Consider the following 6,120-nt stretch of genomic DNA (forward strand, 5'->3'; position numbering starts at 1 on the left):
AAAAATGAGATGGACACACGCTCCAACAGCGCTTATTCTCGAATAAATGGCGTTGCGTCTGGTATTTCAGCAAATGGATTTTGCTCATTAATACGATCATAAAACATGATGCCATTTAAATGGTCTAGCTCATGCTGGAAGGCGATAGCAGACAAACCTTTTAAGCGTAGTTTTTTCTCTTCGCCATCTATTGTTGTAAATTTAACTGTAATACGTGCATAGCGAGGAACATAACCAGGTACAGCACGATCAACAGAAAGACAGCCTTCTCCAGATTCAATATATGTTTGTTCAACAGAGTGGCTAACGATTTTTGGATTGATTGCTACAAAGCTAAATTGCTCTCCATTATCGTCTGTTAAATGTAGGGCAAACATGCGCTTTAAGCTATTTACTTGATTAGCTGCCAAGCCAATGCCTGGGCGTAAACCATATTTTTCAGCAACTTCCTCATTTTGGCTATTCTTTAAGTATTGCAGCATATCCTCCGCTAATTTGCGGTCTTCCGCAGTTAAAGGAAATGCAACTTCCTCAGTACGAGTACGTAGTATTGGATGACCTTCACGTATAATATGTTCCATTAAAATCATAAAAAAGCTTCCTTTCTCTATTTAAACTCTCTTTTATCAGTATACAATATGTCACTAGCTGTTCAACGCCAAAAGCTCAGAATTTATTAGAATTCAGCATTCATCCCTCCACTTCTACAGGTGGAGGGATGAATGCTGATAAAGTCTTGGGCGGATGTCAGGGGTTTTGCGATGGGTAACCGCAGAAGTATTGCTTATTTTTGATGAAAAGTATCAAGCTTAGAAAACTTACCGCTCTATTTTAGAAGAGGAGTTTTTCGAGCTTGAAAAAATTCGAACGAGAGTTATCTGAGCTGTAATTGATTTAGTGAAAAAAGCGCATGATAAACAATGGTCAAAGTATTCAGCAGTATGTTTAAAAGCTAAATACGTATGAATTAGTCATTTGTTATAATACAGATTAGTTGCTAATGTATAACAGAGAGAGCGTTTTCATTTTAGATGTCGAAATATGAAGAAATGTGCTTAATAAAGAATAACAAATGATTGACCGATACAATTTTATTATTTATACTCAAGGAGAAGAATTTGTTGTACTAATAATTATTAATTATTTTTTAATACAGTTGAAAGGGAGTTGTACTACACATGGGTGAAAATATTTTGAACAAATTTGATCCAACAGCAACGTTACATGAAATTGAAGATAAATTTCAGATGTTCCAAATTTTAAATGAAGAAGGGGAAATCGTTAATGAAGAAGCGAATCCGAATTTATCGGATGAAGAGCTTGTTGAATTAATGACACGTATGGTTTACACACGTATTTTAGACCAACGTTCGATTTCTTTAAACCGTCAAGGACGTTTAGGTTTCTATGCGCCAACGGCTGGACAAGAAGCATCACAGCTTGCTTCTCATTTTGCACTTGAAAAAGAAGACTGGATTTTACCAGGCTACCGTGATGTACCACAAATCGTATGGCATGGTTTACCTTTATGGAAAGCATTCTTATTTAGCCGCGGTCACTTTATCGGTAACCAAGTACCAGAAGGCGTAAATGTTTTAGCTCCACAAATTATTATTGGTGCTCAATACATTCAAGCAGCTGGTGTTGCACTTGGCTTACAAAAGCGCGGTAAAAAATCAGTAGCAATCACGTATACAGGCGATGGTGGTTCATCACAAGGTGATTTCTATGAAGGAATCAACTTTGCAGGTGCGTTCAAATCACCAGCAATCTTTATCGTACAAAACAACCAATACGCAATTTCAACACCACGTGAATTGCAAACTTCTGCAAAAACAATTGCCCAAAAAGGGATTGCAGCAGGTATTCCAAGCGTATTAGTAGACGGTATGGACCCATTAGCAGTGTATGTAGCGACACGCGATGCACGTGAGCGCGCAGTTCGCGGCGAAGGCCCAACGTTAATTGAAACAATGTGTTACCGTTATGGTCCACATACAATGGCAGGGGATGACCCAACACGTTACCGTACAGCAGATACAGATAACGAGTGGGCAGCGAAAGACCCAATCGTGCGCTTCCGTAAATATTTAGAAGCAAAAGGTTTATGGTCTGAGCAAAAAGAGGAAGAAGTAATTGAGCGTGCGAAAGAAGAAATTAAAGAAGCGATTAAATTGGCTGACCAAGCACCGAAACAAAAAGTAACGGAATTAATTGAAAATATGCATGCAAGTGAAATGCCATATAACTTACAAGAACAGTATGCAATTTATAAAGAGAAGGAGTCGAAATAAGCTATGGCACAAATGACGATGATTCAAGCGATTACGGATGCACTACGTTGCGAATTACAGAACGATGAGAACGTTCTAGTATTTGGGGAAGACGTTGGTGTAAACGGCGGGGTATTCCGTGCAACGGAAGGCTTACAAAAAGAATTTGGTGTAGACCGAGTATTCGATACACCACTTGCAGAATCAGGAATCGGGGGCTTAGCGATCGGTTTAGCTCTTGAAGGATTCCGTCCTGTACCAGAAATTCAATTTTTCGGCTTCGTATATGAAGTAATGGACTCAATTAGCGGGCAATTAGCTCGTTTACGCTATCGTTCAGGCGGTACATACAATGCGCCTGTAACAATTCGTTCACCATTCGGTGGTGGTGTACACACGCCAGAAATGCACTCAGACAGCTTAGAAGGTTTAATGGCACAACAACCAGGTTTAAAAGTTGTTATTCCATCAACACCTTATGATGCAAAAGGATTATTAATTTCATCAATTCGTGATAATGACCCAGTTATTTTCTTAGAGCATTTAAAACTTTACCGTTCATTCCGTGAAGAGGTGCCTGAAGAGTCATACACAGTTCCACTTGGCAAAGCGGATGTAAAGCGTGAAGGGAAAGACCTATCAATTATTGCATACGGCTTAATGGTACATGAAAGCTTAAAAGCAGCAGAAGAATTAGAAAAAGAAGGCTATTCAGTAGAAGTTGTTGACTTACGTACAATTCAGCCTTTAGATATCGAAACAATTATCGCTTCTGTGGAAAAAACAGGTCGCGCAGTCGTTGTACAAGAAGCGCAAAAACAAGCAGGTATTGCAGCGAACGTTGTAGCAGAAATTACAGAGCGTGCAATTTTAAGCTTAGAAGCACCAGTTTTACGCGTAGCAGCTCCAGATACAATTTATCCATTCCCACAAGCAGAAGGTGTATGGTTACCAACGTATAAAGATGTAATGGAAACGGCGAAAAAAGTTTTAACATTCTAATGAAGTGAGGGTGACAAATATGGCATTTAATTTCCGTTTACCAGACATTGGGGAAGGAATTCATGAAGGCGAGATCGTTAAATGGTTCGTAAAAGCTGGCGATCAAGTAAAAGAAGACGATATTTTATGTGAAGTACAAAATGATAAAGCAGTCGTTGAAATTCCATCTCCAGTCGAAGGTACTGTAGAAGAAGTATTAGTAGGTGAAGGTACTGTAGCAGTAGTAGGCGATGTTTTAATTCGCTTCGATGCACCTGGCTATGAAGATTTAAAATTAAAAGGTGACGACCATGCTGCCGAAGCTACAACAGAGGCACAAGTACAAGCAACAGCAGAAGCTGGTCAACCAGTAGAAAAGGCACCTGTTGAAGAAACAGCAAAAGTAGAGGATAATAAACGTATTATTGCGATGCCATCAGTGCGCAAATATGCGCGTGAAAAAGGCGTAGACATTCATGCTGTTGTAGGCTCTGGCAAAAACGGCCGTGTATTGAAAGAGGATATCGAGAAATTCTTAGCAGGTGGACAAGAAGTTGTTGCTGAATCAGCACAAGTAGAAGAAGTAGCAGTAGAAGCTACTCCTGAAGCTTCACAAGCTGCACCAGTCGTATTAGAGGGCGATTTCCCAGAAACACGTGAGAAAATGTCAGGTATTCGCAAGGCAATTGCTAAAGCGATGGTACATTCAAAACAAACAGCACCGCACGTTACATTAATGGATGAAGTAGATGTAACAGCACTTGTTGCACATCGTAAAAAATTCAAAGATATGGCGGCAGAAAAAGGTGTGAAATTAACGTACTTACCATATGTAGTAAAAGCGTTAATTGCCACATTGCGTGAATTCCCAGAATTCAACCGTTCGCTTGACGATGCGACACAAGAAGTCATTCAAAAGCATTACTATAATATCGGTATTGCGGCGGATACAGAGAAAGGCTTGCTTGTACCAGTTATCAAGCATGCAGATCGCAAATCATTATTCGCTATTTCAAACTCAATTAACGATTTAGCTGTAAAAGCACGTGAAGGTAAATTAGCACCACAAGAAATGAAAGGTGCTTCAATGTCAATTACGAATATCGGCTCTGCTGGTGGACAATGGTTTACACCAGTAATCAACCATCCAGAGGTTGCAATTCTAGGAATTGGACGTATTACAGAAAAACCTGTAATAAAAAATGGTGAAATTGTAGCTGCACCTGTGTTAGCATTATCATTGAGCTTTGACCATCGCATGATTGATGGAGCCACTGGGCAAAATGCATTAAATTACTTAAAGCGTTTGCTAAGTGAGCCAGACTTATTATTAATGGAGGCGTAAAATAATGGTAGTAGGAGATTTCCCAATCGAATTAGACACTCTAGTCGTAGGAGCAGGCCCTGGTGGATATGTAGCAGCAATTCGCGCAGCACAAACAGGTCAAAAAGTGACAATCGTAGAAAAAGGTAACTTAGGTGGCGTATGCTTAAATGTTGGCTGTATCCCATCAAAAGCTTTAATTTCTGTAGGTCACCGTTTTGAGCAAGCAAAACATTCTGATGATATGGGTATCCTAGCAACAGATGTGAAGCTTGACTGGGCAAAAGCTCAAGCTTTCAAAGATGGTGTTGTAAAGAAATTAGTTGGCGGTGTTGAAGGCTTACTAAAAGGTAATAAAGTAGACATCGTAAAAGGTGAAGCATATTTTGTTGATGCGAACACTGTTCGTGTAATCAATGAAGATTCTGCTCAAACTTACACATTTAAAAACGCAATTTTAGCGACTGGTTCTCGTCCAATCGAGATTCCAACATTTAAATTTACGAAGCGTGTAATTAATTCTACAGGTGCACTTTCTTTACCAGAAGTACCTGAAAAATTAATTGTTATCGGTGGTGGTTACATCGGTACTGAGCTAGGTTCATCTTATGCAAACCTTGGTACACAAGTAACAATTATCGAAGGCGGAAAAGACATTTTAGCTGGTTTCGAAAAGCAAATGACACAAATCGTGAAAAAAGGCTTAAAGAAAAAAGGCGTTGAAGTAGTAGTTGGCGCATCAGCTAAAGGTGTAGAAGAAAGCGACACAGGCGTTGTTGTAACATATGAAGTGGGCGGAGAAGAAAAAACGGTTGAAGCTGACTACGTATTAGTAACAGTAGGTCGCCGTCCAAACACGGATGAAATGGGTCTTGAAGAAATCGGCATCAAATTCGGTGAACGTGGTTTAATCGACGTTGACAAGCAATGCCGTACTTCATTACCAAACATTTATGCAATTGGAGATATCGTGCCAGGCTTCCAGCTTGCACATAAAGCTTCTTACGAAGGTAAAATTGCTGCTGAAGCAATCGCTGGTGAGCATTCTGTAGTAGACTACTTAGCAATTCCTGCTGTATGCTTCACAGATCCAGAGCTTGCAACAGTTGGTTACTCAGAAGAGCAAGCAAAAGCAGAAGGTTTAGAAGTAACTGCTGCTAAATTCCCATTCGCTGCTAACGGTCGTGCTTTAGCGTTAAATGCAACAGAAGGCTTCGTGAAGCTTGTTGCGCGCAAAGAAGATGGCTTATTAGTAGGCGCTCAAATCGTTGGTGCGGGTGCATCTGATATGATCGCTGAAATGGGTCTTGCAATCGAAGCTGGTATGACAGCAGAAGATATCGCATTAACAATTCACGCTCACCCAACATTAGGTGAAATTACAATGGAAGCTGCTGAAGTATTACTAGGCAACCCAATCCATATCGTAACGAAATAATATAAAAAAAGTCCTTTGCTAATTTTGGAGGGCACTGAAAAACTTACGTTTTTTATATCGTATTGGTTTTCAAAATAAAAAGAAGGCACTTTCTGTTCGATTTT

5 protein-coding genes are annotated in these 6,120 nt (G+C 39.8%); 4 read left to right on the forward strand and 1 reads right to left on the reverse strand.

Annotated features, from left to right (window positions below; translation table 11 throughout):
• Positions 1–32 precede the first annotated feature (32 nt).
• Entirely contained in the window at positions 33–590 is a 558-nt protein-coding gene (gene def / locus M3Z76_RS08375) for a peptide deformylase (protein WP_293922422.1), read from the reverse strand.
• 588 nt (positions 591–1,178) lie between these two features.
• Between def and pdhA the strand changes: the two genes are divergently transcribed.
• Genes pdhA through lpdA form a run of 4 tightly spaced genes read left to right on the forward strand, consistent with a single transcriptional unit; the run spans position 1,179 to position 6,016 of the window.
• Entirely contained in the window at positions 1,179–2,294 is a 1,116-nt protein-coding gene (gene pdhA / locus M3Z76_RS08380; protein ID WP_293922423.1) for a pyruvate dehydrogenase (acetyl-transferring) E1 component subunit alpha, read from the forward strand.
• A 3-nt stretch (positions 2,295–2,297) separates the two neighbouring features.
• Positions 2,298–3,275 carry an alpha-ketoacid dehydrogenase subunit beta gene (locus M3Z76_RS08385; protein ID WP_293922425.1) on the forward strand — a complete coding sequence of 326 codons (978 nt, stop codon included), beginning with the start codon at positions 2,298–2,300 and terminating at the stop codon, positions 3,273–3,275.
• 19 nt (positions 3,276–3,294) lie between these two features.
• Positions 3,295–4,599 carry a dihydrolipoamide acetyltransferase family protein gene (locus tag M3Z76_RS08390; RefSeq protein ID WP_293922427.1) on the forward strand — a complete coding sequence of 435 codons (1,305 nt, stop codon included), beginning with the start codon at positions 3,295–3,297 and terminating at the stop codon, positions 4,597–4,599.
• 4 nt (positions 4,600–4,603) lie between these two features.
• Entirely contained in the window at positions 4,604–6,016 is a 1,413-nt protein-coding gene (gene lpdA / locus M3Z76_RS08395) for a dihydrolipoyl dehydrogenase (protein ID WP_293922429.1), read from the forward strand.
• The last annotated feature ends 104 nt before the right edge of the window (positions 6,017–6,120 follow it).

It is taken from the genome of Metasolibacillus sp. (assembly GCF_025291715.1).
In the GTDB taxonomy this organism is placed as follows: Bacteria; Bacillota; Bacilli; order Bacillales_A; family Planococcaceae; genus Metasolibacillus; species Metasolibacillus louembei.